The sequence below is a fragment of the Umezawaea endophytica genome (assembly GCF_025061645.1).
Lineage (GTDB): Bacteria > Actinomycetota > Actinomycetes > Mycobacteriales > Pseudonocardiaceae > Umezawaea > Umezawaea endophytica.
The window spans coordinates 346,950-367,155 of the sequence record NZ_JANYMP010000009.1 but is presented as its reverse complement, the minus strand read 5'-3'; the positions used below and the strand labels follow the sequence as shown (position 1 = coordinate 367,155).

The 20,206-nt window shown below is 72.5% G+C and carries 3 protein-coding genes (1 of these 3 running past the window's edge); all 3 read right to left on the bottom strand.

The features are described 5' to 3' along the window. Positions 1-337: 337 nt before the first annotated feature. On the bottom strand, positions 338-1,099 hold the full coding sequence (locus tag NZH93_RS21030; RefSeq protein ID WP_259624853.1) for a thioesterase II family protein: 762 nt from the start codon (positions 1,097-1,099) through the stop codon (positions 338-340). 134 nt (positions 1,100-1,233) lie between these two features. Beyond that, entirely contained in the window at positions 1,234-11,994 is a 10,761-nt protein-coding gene (locus NZH93_RS21025) for an SDR family NAD(P)-dependent oxidoreductase (protein ID WP_372506724.1), read from the bottom strand. Continuing rightward, positions 11,991-20,206, bottom strand: the 3' portion of a protein-coding gene (locus tag NZH93_RS21020) for an SDR family NAD(P)-dependent oxidoreductase (protein ID WP_308214219.1). Its footprint extends 6,760 nt past the window's final position; only the last 8,216 of its 14,976 coding nucleotides appear in the window; the start codon falls outside the window, past its right edge — the gene reads right to left on this strand; its stop codon occupies positions 11,991-11,993. The genes NZH93_RS21025 and NZH93_RS21020 overlap by 4 nt, the downstream gene beginning before the upstream one ends.

Genomic DNA, 20,206 nt, shown 5'->3' with positions numbered 1-20,206 from the left:
CCCGCCGTTTTGGTCCGACGAAGGGGCAAATCTAGGGGCCCCAAGTCAAATCGGCCACATCCTCGCTGGATCTCCGGTACGCAACCCAGCCCGGCTGGAAGCAGAAGCCTCAGCTTGGGACCACCTCAACCCACGCGCACCCACGGTGGTTCCCCCACCACCCCTCTCACGCAATTATTTCAATGCTTTTCAAGCTTTGTCAAGGCGGGAAAGATGCCTTGACAAAGCTTGAAAAGCACGAAGGGCGCTGGGGATCGGGGCGGCGGGGGAGGTCTGTGCCGGGTCAGTTGCGTGCGTCAACTCAAGCGTCGAAGCGGGTCACCCAAGCAGGAAAACCTCAACCCCTCAAAGCCGCCAACCGCTCAGCGATCAACCCGGTCACCTCATCCTGGTGCTCACTCAAATAAAAATGCCCACCAGGATAAACCTGAAGATCAAACCCCCCGGTCGTATGCTCCGACCAAGCCCTGGCCTCCTCTATCGTGGCCTTAGGATCGCTATCCCCCACCAAAACCGTAACAGGGCACCCAACAGTAGCCCCATCCTCACACCGATAAGTCTCCACAGCCTTGTAATCAGCCCGAATGACCGGTATGACCAGCCTCAGCAAATCCTCGTTGCCCAGCAACCGGGAATCCGTCCCGCTCAACACCTGCAACTCGGCCACGATCCCGTCGTCATCCCGCAGGTGCACCTGGTCGTCCCGGTACCGGGACGGCGCACGCCGTCCGGACGCGAACAGCGCCACAGCGGGTGTCCCGCACCGCTCCAACCCCCTCGCCACCTCGAACGCCAGCGTGGCGCCCATGCTGTGCCCCAGCAGGGCAAGTGGCTTGTCCGTCGTCCACGGCTTCAGCGCCAGGACGATGCGGTTGGCCAGTTCCTCCACGGACTCGATGCAAGGTTCCGCTCTGCGGTCCTGTCGTCCGGGGTATTGCACCGCCAGAACTTCCACTCCGGGCCTCAGCGCTTCCGAGACCGGGTAGTAGAAGCTCGCCGATCCTCCCGCGTGTGGAAGGCACACCAAGCGGACTTCGCTGTCCGGATTGGGGTGGAACCGGCGGATCCACTGGGCGGTGTCGACAACTACTCGTGCCATGGCGGTTGGTTGTTCCTCTCACGACATCACGACAATCACCAGGGGCGCACAACCTCCAGGCGCATCCGGAAGAGACGTTCGGATTGGTTTCACCACAATGGTGCGGGACGCCGTCGGCGTCCCGCACCCCCTGTTCACCCCTGTTCGGGGGAGTTCTCCACCAGCCACCCGTGCACGGCCGCGGCCGTGGTGGCCGCGTGCTCCTGCATCATCGAGAAGTGCGTTCCCGGCGCGTCCACGGCGTCGTGGTCATAGTCCCAAGTGGACCGCCACTCCGCGTTTGGGTCCATGCCCGGCAACGGTTCCGACGCGCGGACGAGCAGGGTAGGGGTGCTGATGGGGGTCGGCTGCCAGCCCGCGTAGATCCGGCAGTAGGCGCCCATCGCGGTGAGGCGCTGGTCGTCCACGAGCGTGGCGTCCTCGTCACCGGTGTCACCCACCACCTCGGGGTGCACGCGGGACAGGGCCTCGCGGTCGTGGCGGAAGATGTCCATCAGCACCAGTGCCGCCGCGGGGGTGCCCAGGCTCTCCAGGTGCTGGGCGACGCCGTGGGCCAGCGTGCCGCCCGAGGAGTGGCCCACCAGCACGAACGGCTTGCCCTCGGCCTGTTCCAGGACGGCCTGCGCCTGGGCCTGGACGATGGCGTCGATGGACGCGGGCACCAGCTCCCCCTTGAGGAAGCCCGGCGTGGACACCACGGAGACGTTCCGCTGGTCGCGGAGCGACGCCGCGAAGCGGGAGTACACCTGGGGGCCGGAGTTGGCCAGGATCGGCGGGAAGCAGATCAGGCCGGGGCCGGTGTCGCCCTTGGCCAGCCGGGCGGTGTGCAGCGGCTCGGGCAGGTCGGCCGGTCCGCTGAACGACGGGCGGAACTCCGAGACCGCCATCAGCAGCCCCATGAAGTCCTCACCCCGTCCGGAGGCGTTGGCCTGCTTGGACATGAGCCCCAGCGTTCCGGCCGGTGCGGCCACGGCCGTCTCCGGGACGTCGATCGTGCCGTCGAGGTGCTCGGCGACCAGTGCCGGGGTCGGGTGGTCGAACAGCAGCGTCGGCGGCAGCCGGAGGCCCGTGACCGCGTTGAGCACGTTGCGCAGCTCCACCGAGGTCAGCGAGTCGAAGCCCAGCTCGACGAACTGCTGCGTCGGCTCGACCTTCTTCGCGCCGTAGCCCAGGACGGCGGCGGTGTGCGTCAGCACCGCGTCCAGCAGCGTCCGCGCCCGGTCCTCGGCGGACAGGCCGCGCAGGTCGAGCTGGGCGTTGGCCGAGGCGGTGCGCCGGGTCGTGGTGCGGACCAGGCCGCGGAGCAGCGCCGGAAGTGCGGGGCCCGCGCCGCGCAGGCCCGCCGTGTCGAGCTTCATCGGCACGGCCACCGCGTGCTGACCGCGGAACGCCCGGTCGAACAGCGACAGGCCCTCGGCCACGCCCAGCGCCGCGACGCCGGAGCGGCGCAGGCGGTCCTGGTCGGCGGTCATGCCGCCCAGGTCGTCCCACAGGCCCCAGGCCAGCGACAGACCGGGCAGTCCGCGCGCCGTCCGCTGCTGCATCAAGGCGTCCAGGTAGGCGTTGGCCGCCGCGTAGTTGGCCTGTCCGGGCGTGCCGAACGTGCCCGCGGCCGACGAGAAGACCACGAAGGCGTCCAGGTCGCCCGCCAGCTCGTGCAGGGTCGCGACCGCGTCCACCTTGGGGCGCAGGACCACGTCGACCTGCTCGGCGGTCATCCCGCCGATGGTCGAGTCGTCGAGCACGCCCGCCGTGTGCACGATCGCCTTCACGTCGTGCGCGGCCAGCAGCGCGGTCACGGCGGCGCGGTCGGCGACGTCGCAGGCCGCGAAGTCCACCACCGCACCGAGTTCGGCCAGTTCGGCGGCCAGGTCGAGCGCGCCGGGGGCGTCCGCGCCGCGCCTGCTGGCCAGCAGCAGGTCGCGCACGCCGTGCTCGGTCACCAGGTGGCGGGCGAACAGCGTGCCGAGGCCGCCGGACGCGCCGGTCACCAGGACCTTGCCGGTGCTGAACGTGGTGTCGGTGTCCACATCGGACACGGTGCGCGCCAGTCGGGGCGCGAACACCCCGCTGTCGCGGACCGCGATCTCCGGTTCGTCGGCGACCGTGACGACCTCGGCGCCATCGGCCAGGTCCACCAGCACGAACCGACCGGGGTACTCGGCCTGAGCCGACCGGACCAGGCCGCGAACGGCGGCACCGGCCAGGTCGGTCACGTCGTCGCCCGGCTGGACGGCGACCGCGCCGCGGGTCACGAACGCCACCACGGCGTCGGACTCGGCGTGCTCGCGGACCGTCGCCAGCGCGGCGTGCACGGCTTCGGAGACCGTGCCGGACACCTCCACCACGACGACGTCACCGGAGGTGGCGGCCGTCGTGACCGGCGTCCACTCGACGTGGAACAGGGAGTCCGTCGTCTTCGGGGCCAGCGCGACGGGCCGTAGCACCAGCGAGTCGACGGAGGCGACCGGGGCGCCGGTCGTGTCGGCGACCAGCAGGGACACCGCGTCGGTGCCCGCGCCGGTCATCCGGACGCGCAGCTCCCCCGCGCCGACCGCGTGCAGCCGGACACCCGCGAACGAGAACGGGAGCCGCGTGCCGTCGCCCTCGGCGAGGAAGTCGCCGAAGCGGATGGCGTGCAGGGCGGCGTCGAGCAGGGCCGGGTGCAGGCCGAACGCGGTGGTGTCGGCGTCGAGCGAAACCTCGGCGAACACCTCGGAACCGCTGCGCCAGGCCGACTTGAGGCCCTGGAACACCGGCCCGTACTCGAGGCCCAGCGCGGCGAAGTCCTCGTACAGGCCTTCGACGGCAACGGGTTCGGCGCCCGCGGGCGGCCACGCGGAGAGTTCGTCGGACACCGGGCTCGGGGACTTGCCGAGCGCGCCGGTGGCGTGCCGCGCCCACGGGCCGTCGGCGGCGGCGCGGGAGAACACGGTCAGCGTACGGCGACCGGACTCCTCCTCCCCCACCATGACCCGCAGGGCCACACCGCCGTGCGGCGGGAGCACCAGCGGGGCTTCGAGCGTGAGTTCTTCCAGCAGGTCGCAGTCGGCCTGAGCACCGGCCTGGAGCGCCATCTCCACGAACGCCGTGCCGGGCAGCAGGACCGTGCCGGAGACGGCGTGGTCCGCGAGCCACGGGTGGGTGTTCAGCGCGAGCCTGCCGCTGAACACCAGCGCGCCGGACTCGGGCAGCGACACCTCGGCGCCGAGCAGCGGGTGGTTGCCCGCGCCGAGCCCGAGGCCCACGGCGGTGCCGTCGTCGGCTCCCGCGGGCGACTCCAGCCAGTACCGCTCGCGCTGGAACGCGTAGGTGGGCAGGTCGACGGTCTTGGCTCCCGCGAAGAACACCGCCCAGTCGACCTCGACGCCCCGCGTGTGCAGCGCGGCGACGGCGGTGACCAGGGAGCGGACCTCGTCGCGGTCCTTGCGCAGCGACGGGATGACCGTGGCCTCGGCCATCGCGGCGAGCACGCCGTCCGGGCCCAGCTCCAGGAACTTGGTGACACCGCGCTGGTCCAGCGTCTGCACGGCCTCGTGGAAGCGGACGGTGTTCCGGACGTGCGCGACCCAGTACTCCGGGTCCGTCACGTCACCCAGCAGCTCGATCCGGGGCTGCTGGAAGGTCAAGGTGGTGACGACCGCCCGGAAGTCCTCCAGCATCGGGTCCATCAACGGCGAGTGGAACGCGTGCGACACGGCCAGCCGCTTGGACTTCCGGTCGGCGAACTTCGCGACGACCTGCGCGACAGCGGTTTCCTCACCCGCGAGCACGATGGCCTGCGGGCCGTTGATCGCCGCGATGGAGACACCGCTGCCGAGGTGCGGGAGCACCTCGTCCTCGGTGGCCTGCAACGCGACCATCGCGCCACCGGCCGGGAGGGCCTGCATCAGCCGAGCACGAGCGTTGACCAGCGTCGCCGCGTCTTCCAGCGACAGCACCCCGGCCACGTGGGCAGCGGCGATCTCACCGATGGAGTGGCCCGCCAGGAAGTCCGGGGTGATGCCCCACGACTCGACCAGCCGGTACAACGCCACTTCCAGGGCGAAGATCGCGGGCTGGGTGAACTCCGTGCGGTCCAGCTCCTCCTGGGTGTCCCGCACGTCCACCAGCGCCGCGACCTCGTCGAACGCCGACGCGAACACCGGGTAGGCCGCGTACAGCCCACGACCCATGCCCGCCCGCTGCGAACCCTGACCGGTGAACAGGAACGCGAGCTTCCCGGCCACCGCCGCGCCGGGCACGGGCGCGTCCAACGCCGTCAGCAGCTCGTCGCGGTCACCCGCGACGACGGCCGCGCGGTGGTCGAGCAGGGTGCGGCTGGTGGCCAGCGAGTACGCCACGTCGAGCGCGCGGACGTCCGGGTTCGCGGTGAGGTGCGCCTTGAGCTTGTCGGCCTGGGCGGACACGGCCTCGGGGGTCTTGCCGGACAGCAGCCACGGCAGCGTCGACCACTCGGCGGGCTCGTCGGCCTCGGGAGCGGGCACGTGCTCCAGCACGACGTGGGCGTTGGTGCCGCTGATGCCGAACGACGAGACGGCCGACCGGCGGGCGCGACCGCTCTCCGGCCACGGCGTCGAGTCGGTGACCAGCTCGACCGCGCCCGACGTCCAGTCGACGTGCGGGGACGGGGCGTCGACGTGCAGCGTCTTCGGCATCACGCCGTGCCGCATGGCCATGACCATCTTGATCACGCCCGCGACACCGGCCGCGGCCTGGGTGTGGCCGAGGTTGGACTTCACCGCGCCCAGCAGGACCGGTGCCGACCGGTTCTGGCCGTACGTCTCCAGCAGGGCCTGCGCCTCGATGGGGTCGCCCAGCTTGGTGCCGGTGCCGTGCGCCTCGACCGCGTCGACGTCCGAAGTGGACAGACCGGAGTTCGCCAGCGCCTGGCGGATGACCCGCTGCTGCGACGGGCCGTTCGGAGCGGTCAGGCCGTTCGACGCGCCGTCCTGGTTCACCGCCGTGCCGCGCAGGATCGCGAGCACCGGGTGGCCGTTGGCGCGGGCGTCGGCGAGGCGCTCGATGACGAGCATGCCCGCGCCCTCACCCCAGCTCGACCCGTCGGCGGCGGCGGCGAACGGCTTGCAGCGCGAGTCGGGGGCCATCGCGCCCTGCGTGCTGAACTCCACGAACGTGCCGGGCGTCGCCATCACCGTGACACCACCGGCCACCGCGAGCGAGCACTCGCCGGAGCGCAGCGCCTGCGCGGCCAGGTGCAGGGCCACCAGCGAGGACGAGCACGCGGTGTCGACCGTGACGGCCGGGCCTTCCAGGCCGAGCGTGTAGGCGATGCGGCCGGAGGCGACGCTGCCCGCGGTGCCGGTGCCGAAGTAGCCGCCGACCTCCTCGGGCAGCGAGGTCAGGCGCGTGCCGTAGTCGTGGTACATCATCCCGGCGAACACGCCGGTCTGGCTGCCGCGCAACGAGGTCGGGTCGATCCCGGCCCGCTCGAACGCCTCCCACGACGTCTCCAGCAGCAGCCGCTGCTGGGGGTCCATGGCGAGGGCTTCCCGCGGGTTGATGCCGAAGAACGCCGGATCGAACTCGCTGGCGTCGTAGAGGAACCCGCCCTCGGCCGCGTTGCTGGCCTCGGTCAGGTAGTCGATGTTCCAGCCCCGGTCGGTCGGGAAGCCCCCGATGGCATCCCGACCTTCCGCCAGGAGGGCCCACAGCTCCTCCGGGCTCGTGACGCCTCCGGGGAAGCGGCAGCTCATGGCGACGATCGCGATCTGGTCGTCGTCGACCGAGGTGGCGGACCGGACGGCCACGGCGGCACCCGTCGAGCCGATGATCTTGCCGCGCAGGTACTCGACCAGCACGTCGGCCGTCGGGTAGTCGAAGACCAGCGTGGCGGGCAGCTTGAGGCCCGTGGCGGCGTTGATCCGGTTGCGCAGCTCGACCGCGGTCAGCGAGTCGAAGCCCAGTTCGCGGAACGCCTTCGAGGTGTCGACGGTGTCCGTGGACGCGAAGCCCAGCACGGCCGTGACGTGCGTGCGCACCAGGTCGATCAGCAGCTTCACCTGCTCGGCCTCGGGCAGCGCGCCGAGCTTCTGCGCCAGCCCCGACGCGGCTGCCTGGTCCGCGGCGGACGCGGTGCGCCTGCCGGGGGCGCGGGTGAAACCGCGCAGCAGCGGCGGAACGGACGCGCCCGCGCCGCGGAGCGCGGCGGTGTCCAGGTGCATCGCGACGAGCACGGGCTCCGTCGACGACAGCGTGGCGTCGAACAGGGCCAGGCCCTCACCGGAGGTGAGGCCACCGATGCCGCCGGACACCCGGCCGCGGTCGGCGTCGGCCATCTCGCCGGTCATCTCGCTGGCCTGCTCCCACAGGCCCCACGCCAGCGACAGCGCGGGCCTGCCCTGGTCGCGGCGGTGGCGGGCGAAGGCGTCCACGAACGCGTTGGCGGCGGCGTAGTTGGCCTGGCCCGCGTTGCCGAACGTGCCCGCGGCCGAGGAGAACAGGATGAAGTTCTCCACGTCCCCGGCCAGCTCGTCCAGGTTGAGGACGGCGTCGACCTTGGGCCGCAGCACGGTGTCCAGCCGCTCGGGCGTAAGCGACGACAGCACGCCGTCGTCGAGAACACCGGCGGTGTGCACGACCGACGTCACCGGGTGTTCGGCCAGCAGCGCGGCCAACGAGTCCCGGTCGGCGGCGTCGCACGCGGCGACGACCACCGCCGCACCCAGTCCGACCAGCTCGTCCCGCAGCTCGGCCGCGCCGGGCGCGTCCAGGCCACGACGGGACGTCAGCACGAGGTCGCTCACGCCGTGCTCGACCACCAGGTGCCGGGCCAGCAGCGCGCCCAGCACGCCAGTCGCGCCGGTCAGCAGGACACGACCGTCGGCCCGGAACGCGGGCTCGTCCACAGTGGACACCGCAGCGCGGGTCAGGCGCGGCACGCGCACGACGCCGTCGCGCAGCTCCAGCTCCGGCTCGCCGGACTCGACCGCGGCGGTCAGCATCCGGGTGGACGCCTCGGTGCCGTCGGAGTCGACGAGCACGAACCGGTCGGGATTCTCCGTCTGGGCGGAGCGGATCAGGCCTCGGACAGCCGAGTCCGCAAGGGAGTCGCCGGTGAGGAGGACAAGACGGGATTCACCGGCAAGGCAGTCCTGCGCCTGCGCGAGGACGGCGTGAACGGCTGCGTGAACGGCGCCTGCGTCAGACGCTGGGAGCGCAACGGGAACCACATCAACATCGGGCACCTCTTCCAGTGGGGTCTCGACGGCGTCGAGCGGCAGGACCTGCCAGTCGACGCGGAACAGCGACCGGCCCGTGGCGGGTCCGGCCGCGGCCTGCTGGGACACGGGGCGCAGCACCAGTTCCTCGACCGAGGCGACGGGCTGGCCGGTCTCGTCGGCCACGACGACCGACACCGAACCGGTGCCGACCGGGGAGATCCGGACCCGCAGCGCGGTCGCGCCCGCGGCGTCGAGCCGCGTGCCGGTCCAGGTGAAGGGCAGCCACGGCGTGTCGGTGACCTCGATGAACGAACCGAGGCCGACGGCGTGCAGCGCGGCGTCCAGCAGCGCGGGGTGCAGGCCGAAACCGACGACCTTCGCGCTTTCGGGCAGGGCGACCTCGGCGAACACGTCGTCGCCGGAGCGCCACGCGGCGCGCAGGCCGCGGAACGTGGGGCCGTAGCCCAGACCGATGCCCGCGAGCCCGTCGTACAGGCCGCTGGTGTCGATGGTCTCGGCGCCGGACGGCGGCCACGCGGTGAGGTCGGCGGGCGCCGCTCCCCCATCAGCGGCCATCGTGCCGGTGGCGTGCCTGGTCCACGGCTCGTCGTCGTCCGCGAACTCGGCCCGCGAGTACACGGTGACACCGCGCAGGCCGGTCTCGTCCGGGGCTTCCAGGACGACCCGCACCACGACGGCGTCGGTGTCGCCCAGCACCAGCGGGGCTTCCAGGGTCAGCTCGTCCACGACCCCGCAGCCGACCTGGTCGCCCGCGCGGATCGCGAGCTCCACGAACGCCGTGCCGGGCAGCAGGACCGCGTCGGACACGCGGTGGTCGGCCAGCCACGGGTGCGTGCGCTGGGAGAGCCTGCCGGTGAACAGGTACCCGGCGGAGTCGGGCAGCGCGACGGCCGCTCCGAGCAGCGCGTGGTCGGTGACGCCGAGACCGGCCGACGTGACGTCGCCGTAGCCGGAACCGCTGGTGTCGAGCCAGAAGGGCTGGCGCTGGAACGGGTAGGTGGGCAGCTCGACCGCGCGGGCGTCGTGCCCGGCGAACACCGCGTCCCAGTCCAGCGGCAGGCCGCGCACGTGGGCCTGGGCCAGCGAGGTGAGCAGCCGCGTCGGGCCGCCTTCACCGCGGCGCAGCGAGCCGATCACGACGGCCTCGGTGCCCAGGTCGTCGACGATGTCCTGCACGCCCATCGCGAGGACGGGGTGGGGGCTCATCTCCAGGAAGAACCGGTGGCCGCGCTCGACCAGCGCGCGCACGCCCAGCTCGAACTCGGCGGTCTGGCGCAGGTTGGTGTACCAGTAGTCCGCCCCCAGCTCGGTGCCGTCGATCGGCTCGCCGGTGACGGTGGAGTAGAACGGGATCTCGCCCGCCATCGGCTTGACCGGCCCGAGCAGCTCGGCCAGGCGCTCGCGGATGATCTCCACGTGGGCGGAGTGCGACGCGTAGTCCACCGCGATCCGCTTGGCGCGCACACCGTCGGCCTCGCACGCGGCGACCAGCTCGTCCAGCGCGTCGTTGTCGCCGGAGACGACGGTGGCGCGCGGGCCGTTGACGGTGGCGACGGAGAGCTTGCCGTCCCAGCGGACCAGCAGGTCACGGGTCTTCGCCGACGGCAGCGCGACGGACACCATGCCGCCGAGGCCGGACAGCGCGCCGAGCGCCTGGCTGCGCAGCGCGACGACACGGGCGGCGTCGTCCAGCGAGAGCGCGCCCGCGACGCACGCGGCGGCGATCTCGCCCTGCGAGCTGCCGACGACGGCGGCGGGCGTGACGCCGTAGGAGCGCCAGACCTGGGCCAGCGACACCATCACGGCCCACAGCGCGGGCTGGACGACGTCGACCCGGTCGAAGCCGGGGGCGCCGTCCTTCTCCCGCAGGACGTCGATCAGGGACCAGTCCACGTAGGACGACAGCGCCTGCTCGCACTCCGCCAGGCGGGTGCGGAAGACCTCGTTGTCGTCCAGCAGTTCCAGGGCCATGCCGACCCACTGCGAGCCCTGGCCGGGGAAGACGAAGGCGACCTTGCCGCGCACGTCCGCGACGCCTTCGACCACGTCCGCGCTGACCTCGCCGTCGGCGAGCGCGTCGAGCGCGAAGTCGGCGCGGTCACGGCCGATCAGCACGGCGCGGTGCGGGAAGCGGGACCGAGTCGTCGCGAGGGAGTAGCCGAGGTCGGCGACCGACACGTCCGGGTTGGCGGCCAGGTGGTCGCGGAGCTGGGCGGCCTGGGCACGCAACGCGGTCTCACCGCGAGCGGACAGCACCCACGGCAGGACGCCCGTCTTCGGGGCCCGCTCGGCGACCTCGTCGGCGACTGGCGCCTCTTCGATGATGGTGTGCGCGTTCGTACCGCTGAAGCCGAACGACGACACGGCCGCGCGGCGGGGTTCGCCGGTCTCGGGCCAGGCGCGCTCCTCGGTCAGCAGCTCGACGGCGCCCGCGGTCCAGTCGATATGCGGGGACGGCTCGTCGACGTGCAGCGTCTTCGGCATGACCCCGTTGCGGACGGCCATGACCATCTTGATGACCCCGGCGACACCGGCGGCGGCCTGCGTGTGGCCGAAGTTCGACTTGATCGACCCGAGTCGCAACGGTTCCTGGCGCTCCTGGCCGTAGGTGGCGAGCAGGGCCTGCGCCTCGATGGGGTCGCCCAGCTTCGTGCCGGTGCCGTGCGCCTCGACCAGGTCGACCTGGCGGGTGGTCAGGCCTGCGTCGGCGAGCGCGGACTGGATGACGCGGCGCTGCGACGGGCCGTTGGGGGCGGTGAGACCGTTGGAGGCGCCGTCCTGGTTGATCGCGGAACCCTTGATGACCGCGAGGATCGGGTGGCCGAGGCGCTGGGCCTCGGACAGCCGCTCGACGAGCAGCATGCCAGCGCCCTCGCCCCAGCCGGTGCCGTCCGCGGCGGCGGCGAACGCCTTGCAGCGGCCGTCGCCCGCGAGGCCCTTCTGCCGGGAGAACTCGATGAACGTGCCGGGCGTGGCCATGATCGTGACGCCACCGGCCAGCGCCATCGTGCACTCGCCGGACCGCAGCGCCTGGATCGCCCAGTGCAGCGCCACGAGCGAGGACGAGCACGCCGTGTCGATCGTGACGGCCGGGCCTTCGAGCCCCAGCGTGTAGGCGACGCGGCCGGACGCGACGCTGCCCGCCGTGCCGGTGCTCAGGTAGCCGCCGATCTCCTCGGGGATCTCGGTCAGCCCGGTGGAGTAGTCGTGGTACATGACCCCGGCGTAGACACCGGTCTTGCTGCCCTTGACCGTGGCGGGGTCGATGCCCGCGCGTTCGAAGGCCTCCCACGAGGTCTCCAGCAGCAGCCGCTGCTGCGGGTCCATCGCTAGCGCTTCGCGCGGCGAGATGCCGAAGAACGTCGGGTCGAACTCGGCGGCGTCGTAGAGGAAGCCGCCCTTCGCGACGTAGCTCTGGTTGGTGGCCTCGGGGTCGTCGCCGAACAGGCCCTCGATGTCCCAGCCGCGGTCGGTCGGCAGCGGCGAGATCGCGTCCTGCTGACCGGTCACCAGGTCCCACAGGTCTTCCGGGCTCTTGACGCCGCCGGGGTACCGGCAGCTCATGCCGATGATCGCGATGGGCTCGTGGTCAGCCTCCTCGACCTCCTTCAAGCGCTTCCGGACCGTGCGCAGGTCCGCGGTCGCGCGCTTGAGGTAATCCCTCAGCTTCTCCTCGTTGTCCATCGTCACATCAGCTCCTGGTCGAGCAGGTCGAAGAGTTCGTCGTCGGTGGCCGCGTCCAGATCCGCGTTCTCGGATTCCGGCGCCGCCAGTCCGGCCAAAACCGCTTGCAACCGTTCGGTGATCCGCGCACGCGCGGACTCGTCCCGGCCCAGTTCGATGAGTTCGGCGGACAGTCGATCGAGATCACCCAGCGAGAGCGGCGCTCCGGCGGGTGTGTCGGGCACGACCTCGATCCGCAACTGGTCGACCAGCGCGGCGGGGGTCGGGTAGTCGAACACCAGCGTCGCGGGCAGCTTCAGCCCGGTCGCGGCGTTCAGTCCGTTGCGCAGTTCCACGGCGCTGAGCGAGTCGAAGCCCATCTCCTGGAACGTGCGGTGCTCGTCGACGGAGTCGGGACCGGGCAGGCCGAGCGCGCTCGCCACGTGCGAGCGGACGACGTCGAGCAGCACCTGGTCCCGGTCACCGTCGGACAGGCCTGCGATCCGCTTGCCCAGCGACTCCTGCGGCGCGGCCTCGGCGGCGGTGGCGCGGCGCACCTGCCTGCGGACGAGGCCGCTGAGCAGTGCGGGCACCCGGTCGCCGAGCGCGGAGGTGTCGAGGTGCATCGGCACGAGCGCCGCGTCCGGTCCGGCGAGCGCGGTGTCGAACAGCGCCACACCCTCCTCTTCGGACAGTGCCGTGCCGAGCCTCGCGGAGTCGGCGGTCATGCCGCCGGTGTCCTCCCACAGGCCCCAGCCGAGCGACAGCGCGGGCTTGCCCTGCGCGACCCGGTGCTGGGCCAGTGCGTCGAGGAACGCGTTGGCGGCGGCGTAGTTGGCCTGGCCGGGGTTGCCGAACGTGCCCGCGGCGGAGGAGAACAGGACGAACGCGTCCAGGTCGCCGGTCAGCTCGTGCAGGTTCAGCGCGGCGTCCACCTTGGGGCGCAGCACCTTCTCCAGCCGCTCGGGGGTGAGCGAGGTGAGGATGCCGTCGTCCAGCACGCCCGCCGCGTGCACCACGGCCGTGACCTGGTGCTCGGCCAGCAGCGGGGCGAGGGCGTCGCGGTCGGCCACGTCGCAGGCGACGACGTCCACGGCCGCGCCGAGCGCCCGCAGTTCGTCGCGCAGGGTCAACGCGCCGGGGGCGTCCGGTCCGCGCCTGCTGGTGAGCAGCAGCTTGGTGACGCCGTACTCCGCGACGAGGTGCTTGGCGAAGACCGCGCCGAGCGCGCCGGTCGCACCGGTCATCAGGACCGTGCCCCCGGCTCGGAACTCCGGCTTTGGGGCCTCGGCCGCGGCGACTCGGGACAGGCGGGGCGCTTGGAGCACGCCCTCGCGGATGGACACCTGCGGCTCGCCGGTGGCGAGCGCGGCGCCGAGCACGCGGGCCGAGTCCTCGTGGTCGTCGACGTCGACCAGCGCGAAGCGGTCCGGGTTCTCGGCCTGCGCCGAGCGGATCAGGCCCTGCACCGCGGCGCCCGCGAAGTCGTCCGCCCTGGTGACGAACACCAGTCGGGCGTCGCGGTCGTCGGCGATCCACGCCTGCGCCAGGTCGAGGGCCTCCTGGACACCGGTCCGGGTGGCGCCCGCGAGACCGCCGCCGACGCTCAGGTCCGGCACCCACGACACCAGCAGCGCGTCCACGTCGCCGACCTCGGCGAGCGTGGCGTGCACCGGGATGTCGAGTGCCTGGGCCAGCTTCAGGTCGTCCGCGCCGAGCACGGCGAGCTTGGTGACGGCCGTGGTGGGCGTCGGGACGGTGACCTGGTCGACCCGGAACAGCGAGCGGGTGAAGCCGCCGCCGAGCTGGTCGGTGGCCATCGGCCGCAGCACCAGGGACTCGACCGAGGCGACGGGCGCGCCGGTCGGGTCGGCGATCTCCAGCGCCACCGCGTCGGACCCCGCCCTGGCCATCCGGATCCGCAGCGCGGACGCGCCGACGGCGTGCACCCGGACGCCTTCCCAGGCGAACGGCAGCCGGGCCTGGCCGGTGTTCTCGAAGAAGTCGCCGACACCGACCGCGTGCAGGCACGCGTCCAGCAGTGCCGGGTGGATGGCGTAGCCGGAGGTGTCCTCGTCGACCGAGATCTCCGCGTACACCTCGTCGTCGGTGCGCCACGCGGCCTTGACGCCCTGGAACGCCGGGCCGTACTCCAGGCCGATGGCGGCGAACCCGTCGTAGAGCCCGCTGATGTCGACCGGCAGTGCGTCGACCGGCGGCCACACGTCCAGACCGCCGTCGGCGGGCGCGCCGGTCGTGGCGAGCACGCCGGTGGCGTGCCGGGTCCACGGCTCGTCGTCGAGTCGCGAGTGGACGGTGAACGTCCGCCGCTCGTCGGCGTCCGGGCCGCCGACGACGACCTGCACCTGCACGCCGCCGTGCTCCAGCAGGACCAGCGGGGCGGCGAGGGTCAGCTCCTCCACGACGGGGCAGCCGACCTCCTCGCCCGCGCGGACCGCCAGCTCGACGAACGCCGTGCCAGGCAGCAGGACCGTGCCGCCGACCGCGTGGTCGACCAGCCACGGCAGGCCGTCCCTGGTGAGCCGCGAGGTGAACAGGTGGCTGTCGGAGTCCGGCAGGTCGATGCCGCCGCCGAGCAGCGGGTGACCGCTCGGGGCGAGGCCCGCGCCGATGGGCGCCGAGCCCTCGTCCAGCCAGTAGCGCTCGTCGGTGAAGGCGTAGGTGGGCAGGTCGACGCGGCGGGCGTCGGTGCCCGCGAAGAACGCGGTCCAGTCGACCTTCGCGCCGCGGGCGTACGCCGTGCCGAGGGCGTGGAACAGGGTCTTGGTCTCCGGGCGGTCCTTGCGGAGCGCCGGGACGAGCACCGCGTTCGTGACGGACTCGGCGCCCATCGCGGACAGCGTGCCGTCGGGGCCCAGCTCCAGGAAGGTCTTCACGCCCTGGGCTTCGAGGGTCGTGACGGTGTCGGCGAACCGGACGGCGTCGCGGACGTGGGAGACCCAGTACTCCGGGTCGGTGACCTCGCCCAGCAGCGCGGTGGTCGGGTCGTTGAAGGTCAGTTCGGACACCACGGCCCGGAAGTCGTCGAGCATCGGGTCCATCAGCGGCGAGTGGAACGCGTGCGACACGCTGAGGCGCTTGGACTTCCGGTCGGGGAAGCCGTCCACGACCTCCTGCACGGCGTCCTCGTCACCGGCGATGACGATCGCGCTCGGACCGTTGATCGCGGCGATCGAGACCAGGTCGGTGAGGTGAGGCGTGACCTCGTCCTCGGTGGCCTGCAAGGCGACCATCGCGCCACCGGCCGGGAGCGCCTGCATCAGGCGACCGCGAGCGGAGACGAGCTTGGCCGCGTCCTCCAACGAGAGCACACCGGCCACGTGGGCGGCGGCGATCTCGCCGATGGAGTGGCCCGCCAGGAAGTCGGGCCGCACGCCCCAGTGCTCGAAGAGCCGGTACAGCGCCACTTCCAGCGCGAACAGGGCGGGCTGGGTGGTGCCGGTCTCGTCGAGCGCCTTGGCGTCGATGCCGAACACGACCTCCTGCACCGGCACGTCCAGCTCGGCGCACACGGCGTCGAACGCGGCGGCGAACACCGGGAACCGGTCGTACAGCTCACGGCCCATGCCGAGCCGCTGCGAGCCCTGACCGGTGAACAGGACGGCCAGCTTGCCCCCCGTGGAGCCGGTGGTAACGACCTCGCCGTCGACCAGCACCGCGCGGTGCTCGAACGCTGCCCGACTGGTGGCCAGCGAGAACGCCACGTCCAGCGAGCGCTCGGAGTGGTCGGCGACGTGCTCGCGCAGCTTCTCGGTCTGCGACTGAAGGGCGACCGCGGTCTTCGCGGACACCACCCACGGCAGCGTGACGTCCTCACCGACCTGCGTCGGAACCTCTTGTGGCGCCTGCTCGATGATCGTGTGGGCGTTGGTGCCGGAGATCCCGAACGACGACACCGCCGCGCGGCGCGGGCGGTCGCCCGACGGCCACGGGGTCGGCTCGGTCAGCAGCTCGACCGCGCCTGCGGTCCAGTCGACGTGCGGCGACGGCTCGCCGACGTGCAGCGTCTTCGGCAGGACGCCGTGGCGCAGGGCCATGACCATCTTGATGATGCCCGCGACACCGGCCGCGGCCTGGGTGTGACCGAGGTTGGACTTGATGGAACCCAGCAGCAGCGGGGTTTCCCGGTCCTGGCCGTACGTGGCCAGCAGCGCCTGGGCCTCGATCGGGTCGCCGAGCGAGGTCCCCGTGCCGTGCGCCTCGACCGCGTCGATGTCCGTTGTGGACAGACCGGCGTTGGAGAGGGCCTGGCGGATCACGCGCTGCTGCGACGGGCCGTTGGGGGCGGTGAGGCCGTTCGAGGCGCCGTCCTGGTTGATGGCGGAGCCGCGCACGATCGCGAGCACCGGGTGGCCGTTGGCGCGGGCGTCGGAGAGGCGCTCGACGAGCAGCATGCCCGCGCCTTCGCCCCAGCCCGTGCCGTCCGCGTCGGCGGAGAACGCCTTGCAGCGGCCATCGGCGGCGAGGCCGCGCTGACGGCTGAAGCCGATGAACGTACCGGGCGTCGCCATGACCGTGACGCCACCGGCCAGCGCCAGCGAGCACTCACCGGACCGCAGTGCCTGCACCGCGAGGTGCAGTGCCACCAACGACGAGGAGCACGCGGTGTCGACCGTGACGGCCGGACCTTCCAGACCGAACGTGTAGGACACGCGGCCCGAGATGACGCTGCCCGAGCTGCCGGTGCCGAGGTAGCCCTCGATGCCGTCCGGCACGGACCGCAGCCGCGACGCGTAGTCGTGGTACATCACGCCGGCGAACACGCCGGTCCGGCTGCCGCGCAGGGTGTTCGGGTCGATGCCCGCGCGTTCGAACGCCTCCCACGAGGTCTGGAGCAGCAGGCGCTGCTGGGGGTCCATCGCGAGGGCTTCCTTCGGGTTGATGCCGAAGAACGCCGGGTCGAACTCGGCCGCGCCGTAGAGGAACCCGCCTTCGCGGGAGTACGACGTGCCTTGGTGGTCGGGGTCCGGGTGGTACAGGTTCTCGACGTCCCAGCCGCGGTCGGTCGGGAAGCCGCCGACGGCGTCGCGGCCGTCCTCCAGCAGCGCCCACAGGTCCTCGGGGCTGGTGACGCCACCGGGGAACCGGCAGCCGATGCCGACGATGGCGATCGGCTCGTCGTCCGTGGCGTTGACCCGCACGGGGCCGGAGACCTCGGTGACCGTGCCGCCCAGCTCGGCGCGCAGGTGCTCCACCAGCGCGACCGGGGACGGGTAGTCGAACACCAGCGTCGCGGACAGCCGCAGGCCGGTCGCGGCGGTGAGCCGGTTGCGCAGTTCGACGGCGGTCAGGGAGTCGAACCCCAGCTCCCGGAAGGAGCGGTCGGCGTCGACGTCGGAGGCGCCTTCGTACCCGAGCACGTCGGCGGCCTGGCCGCGCACCAGGTCGAGCAGCAGGTCGGCCTGCGCGGTGGCGGTCAGACCGGCCAGCCTGGTCAGGAGACCGGCGTCGCCCGTGGCACCGGAGGCCGCGCGCTTGGTGGTGCGGACCAGACCGCGCAGCAGCGGGCTGACGGTCGTGCCCGCGAGGGCGGCGGTGTTGAGGTGCAGGGGGATGACGACCGGGTTGCCGGTCGACGCGGCGAGGTCGAACAGCTCCAGGCCTTCGGCGGCCGTCAGGGCCGTGACGCCGCCGCGGCTGAGCCGGTCGGTGTCGCCGGTCATGCCGCCGGTGTCCTCCCACAGGCCCCAGGCCAGCGACAGCGCGGGCTCGCCCTGCGCGACGCGGTGCTGGACCAGCGCGTCCAGGTAGGCGTTGGCGGCGGCGTAGTTGCCCTGGCCCGCGTTGCCGAACGTGCCCGCGGCCGAGGAGAAGACGATGAACGCGGACAGGTCGGCGGTCAGCTCGTGCAGGTTCCGGGCGGCGTCGACCTTGGGCCGCAGGACGGTGTCGACCTGCTCGGGGGTGAGCGAGGTGATCGTCGCGTCGTCCAGCACACCGGCGGTGTGCACGACGGCGGTGACCGCGCGGTCGTCCAGCAGGTTCTTCAGCGCGGCGCGGTCGGCCACGTCGCAGGCGACGACCTCCACGGACGCGCCCAGTGCGACCAGGTCGTCGCGCAGTGCGGTGGCGCCGGGGGCGTCCGGGCCGCGGCGGGACGTGAGCAGCAGGTCGCGGACGCCGTAGGAGGTCACCAGGTGCTTGGCGAAGACCGCGCCGAGGCTGCCGGTCGCGCCCGTGACGAGGACCGTGCCGTGGAAGTTGAGCCGCTTGTCGGGGTTGGACGCGGCGCGGGCCAGGCGGGCCGCGAACACCTCGCCGCCGCGGACCGCCACTTCGGGCTCACCGGAGGCGACCGCGGCGGCCACGTCGACCGTGCCGTCGTGGTCAACCAGCACGAACCGGTCCGGGTTCTCGGTCTGGGCCGACCGCACCAGGCCGCGCACGGCGGCACCGGCCAGGTCGGTCACGTCCTCGCCGTTCAGCGACACGGCGTTCCTGGTCAGGAACACCAGGCGCTCGTCGGCGTGGTCCTCGGCGAGCCAGGTGCGGATCGAGGCGAGGGCCTGGTGCACCGAGCCGGAGACGCCGTCGGCGGTGATCTCGGCGACCACGGCGTCGACGTCCTCGGTGCCGGTGACCGGGATCCACTCGACCTGGTAGAGCGAGCGGGCGACCGTGGAGCCGAGCTGGCCGGCCGTGAACTCCCGCAGCACCAGTGAGTCCACCGTGGCGACCGGCGCGCCCGTGGCGTCGGCGATCTCCAGCGCGACGCCGTCCGCGCCTGCCGGGGAGACGTGGACGCGGAGGGTGGTGGCGCCGACGGCGTGCAGCGAGATGCCGCGCCACGCGAACGGGAGGCGGGTCTTGCCGTTGGACGCGCCGAGGCTCAGCGCGTGCAGGACGGAGTCGAACAGGGCCGGGTGCAGGCCGAAGCGGTCCGCCGCCGCGTCCAGCGCGACCTCGGCGTACACGTCGTCACCGTTGCGCCAGGCGGACTTCAGGCCCTGGAACGCCGGGCCGTACTCCAGGCCCGCACCGGCCAGTGAGGTGTAGACGTCGTCCACGGTCACGGCTTCGGCACCGGCCGGCGGCCACTCGGCGAGGCTGAAGGCGGCCTGCGGCGCCTGCGGGAGCAGGGTTCCGGTGGCGTGGCGGACCCACGGTTCGTCGTCGCCCTCCGGCCGCGAGTGCACGGTCAGCGCGCGGCGGCCGTCGGCTGCGGGTTCCTCCAGCGCGAGCCGGAGCTGAACGGCGTCACGCAGGACCAGCGGTGCTTCGAGGGTGAGTTCTTCGAGCAGGTCGTACCCGACCTCGGCACCCGCGCGCAGCGCCATCTCGACGAACGCGGTGCCGGGCACCAGTACCGTGCCCGCGACGACGTGGTCGGCGAGCCAGGCGTGCGTGGTGACCGACAGGCGGGCGGTGAAGAGCTGGCCGTCGGGCAGCGCGACGGCCGCGCCGAGCAGCGGGTGGTCCGCGTCGCCCTGGCCGACGGACGTGACGTCGCCGAAGGCGAACCCGGCGGTGGGCCAGTAGTTCTTGCGCTGGAACGCGTACGTGGGCAGGTCGACCCGACGGCCGCCCCTGAGCAGCCGCGACCAGTCCACGTCGGCGCCGGACGCGTAGGCGTTGCCCACGGCCGAGAGCAGCGTGGTGAGTTCGGCTCGGTCCTTGCGCAGCACCGGGATGACGGGCGCGTCGGCCATCGCGGCCAGCACGCCGTCCGGGCCCAGCTCGACGAAGGTCTTGACGCCCTGGGCTTCCAGGGCGGCCATGGTGTCGGCGAAGCGGACGGTGCCGCGCACGTGCCGCACCCAGTACTCCGGGTCGGTCACGTCTCCGAGCATCGCGAACTCCGGCTCGCGGAAGGTCAGCTTCGAGACCACCGCGCGGAAGTCGTCGAGCATCGGGTCCATCAGCGGCGAGTGGAACGCGTGGGAGACGCTAAGGCGCTTGGACTTGCGGTCGGGGAAGTGGGCGATCACCGCAGCGACGGCGGTTTCATCCCCGGCGACGACCACGGAGTTCGGACCGTTGATCGCGGCCAGCGAGACCAAGTCGGTGAGGTGCGGAGTGACCTCGTCCTCGGTGGCCTGCAACGCGACCATCGCGCCGCCGGTCGGCAGGGCCTGCATGAGCTTGCCGCGGGTCTCCACCAGCACGGCCGCGTCTTCGAGCGACAGGACGCCCGCCACGTGGGCGGCGGCGATCTCGCCGATGGAGTGGCCCGCGAGGACGTCCGGAGCCGTCCCCCAGTGCTCCAGGGTGCGGAACA

Coding starts and splice junctions, on each gene's coding strand:
- NZH93_RS21030 (WP_259624853.1), bottom strand. CDS start 1,099: ATGGCACGAGTAGTTGTCGACACCGCCCAGTGGATCCGCCGGTTCCAC.